The organism is Ideonella alba, from assembly GCF_018069875.1.
In the GTDB taxonomy this organism is placed as follows: Bacteria; Pseudomonadota; Gammaproteobacteria; order Burkholderiales; family Burkholderiaceae_C; genus Ideonella; species Ideonella alba.
Genome location: NZ_JAGQDF010000028.1, coordinates 1 through 3,964 on the forward strand (window position 1 = coordinate 1; position 3,964 = coordinate 3,964).

Consider the following 3,964-nt stretch of genomic DNA (forward strand, 5'->3'; position numbering starts at 1 on the left):
ACACATAACAATGCGAGAAGCCATCGGGGCGCCTTCTTCAGAAGGAGGAGAAGAGAGATCGCGTGCTTGCGATGCCTAACGTTCGAGCTAAGCTGCGCGCGGAGGCATGCGGCGTAAGCCCGGGCTGCGAGGATGCCACGAAACACGCAGCCCGGGCTTGCGCCGCATGCCGTAGCGCGTCAGCTTGAGCGAGTGGTTAGGCCGCACGCATAGGCTATGCGTTGAGCGTGGAGCACCACCGTGCCCTAGCTTCGCGAGTCTCGGTAGGCAACTGCTGCTCCTGCTGCCGAAAGCGGCCGCAGTGGTACGCGAACTCGCTACGAAGGCTCTCCAGCGGCGGCTTTCCTTGCTTGGCGTGCTCCGCGTGCTGTGAGACCTGCATCCACACAAGGCGTTCTAGAAGCTCAGAGAGTTCCTTTTCCTGCCCTGCGCGAAGTTGCTTCAACACGCTTGTCTGCTCGGCCATGATCATGAGAGGCGCCTCCTCGGCGAAGCGAACAATGGGGCGCAAAGCGACATAGCAGGCGGCTATGCCTAGCCCAAAGCATGCAAAAGCTCCGAGGAGCAACAGTGAAGCATTGCTGAACTTACTCATGGTCAGGTTGAGCGTTGTAGGTGAGAAGTGCTCGGCGTTACTCGTGCGGCCTAACGTTCGAGCTGAGCCGCGCACGCCGACATGGCGCTTGGCCCGCTGGACGGATGATGGCCTAAGCCGGGAAGCGGGCCAAGTGCCATGGCGGTGGGCGTCGGTTCCAGCGAGGGGTTAGGCCGCAGCTTCGTCGCGCGCATTCTTGGTGGCCAGCAGATAGACCGCCAAGGCTCCTGCGAGATTTACGGCAAGTTCTGCGTGTCTTGGTGCAGGCTTCACCCCGGCCTTTCCCTTCCCATGTGAGTCGCTGAGACGGTTGCGCAGGGCTCCGAGGCCTTCGACGACTGCCGTGCAGCCGCCCAAGATTTGCTTGAAAACCGCCTCGGTGTGCTGTGAGGGTGCGAGATTCAGGTGCTCGGCGGTTTGCTTGTACAACTTAGTGATGTCTGGGCTGTCCTCGTAGGGCACGGCTGCCTCCTCAAGGATGTGCTTGCACACGGATTCGAGGAGCGTTCGTGCGATCGTGATTGCGCCTTCAGGATCCGAGGCGCGACGGTCGAGTGCTTTGGACCAGGCGGCTTGGACATGCGCAGCGTCGAACTTTTCCAGAGACTCGGATACGACCGAGTCAGAGGGTGCGCTTCCGTTCTTTTCAAGAAGATTGAGCATGGCCGCGAACTCATCCCAGATGTACCTTCTTCGCTCAGCGTACGTGGCGTACTTGTTCTTGATGAACTGCCAGAACTGACCAAGGCTCCTGTTAGTCCGAAGGAAGCGTGGAGTGAAGGCCTCAATCGACGACTCGGCCAGCACCACTTGGCGGAGACGCGTGTATTCAGCCTCGCCTTCTGCTCCTCCAGTAGCGTGGCTGACAAGGAGGTTCTGCAGCGCCTCAACCTCTTCGTAGAGTGGGTGGCGGTGAGGCATCGTTCTGCGGCCTAACGTTCGAGCTGAGCTGCGCACGCCGGCATGGCGCTTGGCCCGCTGGACGGATGATGACCTAAGCAGGGAAGCGGGCCAAGTGCCATGACGGTGGGCGTCGGTTCCAGCGAAGGGTTAGGCCGCACGCTTGCGCCTCGCCCAGCGTTGCGCGTAGACGCCGCGCGCAAGGATTGGGACTACGAGGTCGATTCTGTCCGGGTCACCCTGACCGGGAGATGAGAACAGCCTGTATTCGACCTGAAGTCGCGCCGCGCCATCCTGGATGGACTCCAGACTTGCAGTACCTGATGCCCAGAACTCATGAATCATGTGATCCATCTCGAAAACGCACTCGTCCGTGAACCCGTACTCCTCGAGCTTGATGATCTGCCCATCACTCAGGGTAAGCGTCGCTTCCAACTGATTGAGGTAGGCACCAAGTCGGAAGCCCTGTCCACCTTTGCAATGGATCATCAGGTAGCTGCGTAGTCGCACAGACACCGACCAATCGCGCTTGCGGTACAGGCGGACGGAGGTGTCGGCGAAGCGAAGCATGGATGTTTTCGTGCGGCCTAACGTTTGACCTGAGGGGCGCGCGCAGGCATGGCGCTTGGGCCGCGCGACGCAGCATAGACCAAGGCGTTGCTCGGCCCAAGTGCCATGCCGGAGCGCGTCCACTCGAGCGAAGGGTTAGGCCGCACTCTCAACCCCAAGGGCGAATGGTCACCTCTGTTGAGACCACATGTAGCAACTGATGGTCGAGAGGAGGGCGCTGAACGTACCACTCCTTGTTGGGATCGAAGTAGAGGCCCCGACGACCAACGGTGCAGTCGAGGAAGTCTCGGCTCAGAACCTGACTGAGTGGGCGCATCGCACCATATCGGTCGAGTGCCCTGCGGCTTCCACTCGCCGCAACGGTTGCCTGTGCCGTGCAGGCTTTGTACCCAGTAGCGCTGAAGTCAATAACTATGCCGCCGGGAGTCCACTTCTCCATGAGCGCGGCTTGTCCCAAGAGGCTCTGGTTCTTGCCCTTCCAGTTCATCTTCGACTGGAACGCCAATCCCTTCTCCAACGCGACGTTGCCTGCTTCATCGTGGATGGAGATCTGAAAGATTCCGTCAGACCCGTACGATCGTTCCGGCGCACCAGGTCCTCGTCCGCGGATCTTCCGATAACCGACGCGAATCTCGAACTGCTGGCCCGCCGACACATAGCGGATGGGGTCTACCACAGCCAGTGCTTGACCGAGCGCTCCTGTGACCGAGTCTTCATCGGCACGATGTTGATCAAAGAATGCTTCGGCGTTTGCTACACCGGCCGAGTAGCGATCTCGAAGCAGGTTGATGACTTCAGAAGGGAGGATGTCGCGCATTTGTGTTCTTGTGTGGCCTAACGTTTGAGCTGATGCGCGAGCGCCGGGATGGCGCTTGGCCCGCTGGACGGATGATGGACCACTCCGGGAAGCGGGCCAAGTGCCATGCCGGTGCGAGTCGGCTCCAGCGAAGGGTTAGGCCGCAGCGTTCACCGCCCCCAGTAGATTTCTCCGGATGCGTTCAGCCCTATCGTTGCTCAACTTGCGAGCGTCAATTCCCACCTCGCCCAGGTACTCCATGAACATGGCCTTGAACGAGGCTGAGTCGATACGACGCAACTCTTCTAAGAGACCAGGGTTCTGAGTAATGAAGGCCTTGACGAACTCGACCTCGGTCGGTGACGGGACAACAGAGCGAGCGAGTTCAGCCATGGTTGCGTGGTTGGTCCATTGCACGCTGTTGCGAGAAGCCCTCGCAAGCTCGCGAACCGCCGATCGCAGTTCACCAAGCTCCTCGAGAATGAAGTCTTCCTTGCTGACCGGCTTTGTATCTATGCTAGCGACTACAAACTCTCCAAAGTGCTTAAGGAATGTTGTGTAGTCTGGCTTCTTGGACGCTTCATAGGTGGCTAGAGCTTTCTCAAGCAACTTCTGCTTGAAGGCCTGAATCGCTTGATACCGAAGGTCACGCGGATAGAGCACATGCTCGATCGGCGCGGTGTCGAAGGAGTACGTTGTAGCCGTGTCTTTGATGATGATTGCAGGCTTGTCAAACGCCAGTCGCATACCCAGTTCGAACATCACGTTTGGATTCTTGGCGCTTACGTCGCAGATGACCAGATCGCAGTCATATAGATTTTGAACAATGCGCTTCTGAATGACACCAATCTCGTTAGAGTCACTCACAAGTTCTACGGAGAAGTCTGACGCAGCGAGCGCTTCCTTGACGATCGCGCAGACTTCTTGCCAGTGGACCTCAGAGTAGTCGGCGATGGCTGAGATGGGCATGACTAGCCCGCACTTGAGGGTCTTTGCGTTCGAGGTCATGACTGGTCGCCTCCTGCGGCCTTGTATGTTCAACCCAGCGATTCCACAGAAGAATCGCGGTTAGCGCAAGCGACCCGTGCGCCTGCGTTGGACGA

Annotated in this window: 5 protein-coding genes; all 5 read right to left on the reverse strand. The window is 58.9% G+C overall.

Features of this window, described 5'->3' with window-relative positions; translation table 11 throughout:
- Positions 1 to 214: 214 nt before the first annotated feature.
- The gene (locus KAK07_RS24980; protein WP_210863674.1) at positions 215 to 595 is read right to left on the reverse strand and encodes a hypothetical protein; all 381 of its coding nucleotides are present in this window, start codon (positions 593 to 595) and stop codon (positions 215 to 217) included.
- Between the two features lie 168 nt (positions 596 to 763).
- On the reverse strand, positions 764 to 1,516 hold the full coding sequence (locus KAK07_RS24985) for an abortive infection family protein (protein ID WP_210863676.1): 753 nt from the start codon (positions 1,514 to 1,516) through the stop codon (positions 764 to 766).
- Positions 1,517 to 1,645: 129 nt separating this feature from the next.
- Positions 1,646 to 2,065: a hypothetical protein gene (locus KAK07_RS24990; RefSeq protein WP_210863678.1), complete on the reverse strand. Its 420-nt coding sequence runs from the start codon at positions 2,063 to 2,065 to the stop codon at positions 1,646 to 1,648.
- Positions 2,066 to 2,213: 148 nt separating this feature from the next.
- The gene (locus KAK07_RS24995) at positions 2,214 to 2,882 is read right to left on the reverse strand and encodes a hypothetical protein (RefSeq protein ID WP_210863680.1); all 669 of its coding nucleotides are present in this window, start codon (positions 2,880 to 2,882) and stop codon (positions 2,214 to 2,216) included.
- A 135-nt stretch (positions 2,883 to 3,017) separates the two neighbouring features.
- The gene (locus KAK07_RS25000; protein WP_210863683.1) at positions 3,018 to 3,869 is read right to left on the reverse strand and encodes a hypothetical protein; all 852 of its coding nucleotides are present in this window, start codon (positions 3,867 to 3,869) and stop codon (positions 3,018 to 3,020) included.
- Positions 3,870 to 3,964 lie beyond the last annotated feature (95 nt).

Excerpts from the sequence above, each read along its gene's own strand:
- KAK07_RS24980 (WP_210863674.1), bottom strand. The coding sequence starts at position 595 with ATGAGTAAGTTCAGCAATGCTTCACTGTTGCTCCTCGGAGCTTTTGCA.
- KAK07_RS24985 (WP_210863676.1), bottom strand. The coding sequence starts at position 1,516 with ATGCCTCACCGCCACCCACTCTACGAAGAGGTTGAGGCGCTGCAGAAC.
- KAK07_RS24990 (WP_210863678.1), bottom strand. The coding sequence starts at position 2,065 with ATGCTTCGCTTCGCCGACACCTCCGTCCGCCTGTACCGCAAGCGCGAT.
- KAK07_RS24995 (WP_210863680.1), bottom strand. The coding sequence starts at position 2,882 with ATGCGCGACATCCTCCCTTCTGAAGTCATCAACCTGCTTCGAGATCGC.
- KAK07_RS25000 (WP_210863683.1), bottom strand. The coding sequence starts at position 3,869 with ATGACCTCGAACGCAAAGACCCTCAAGTGCGGGCTAGTCATGCCCATC.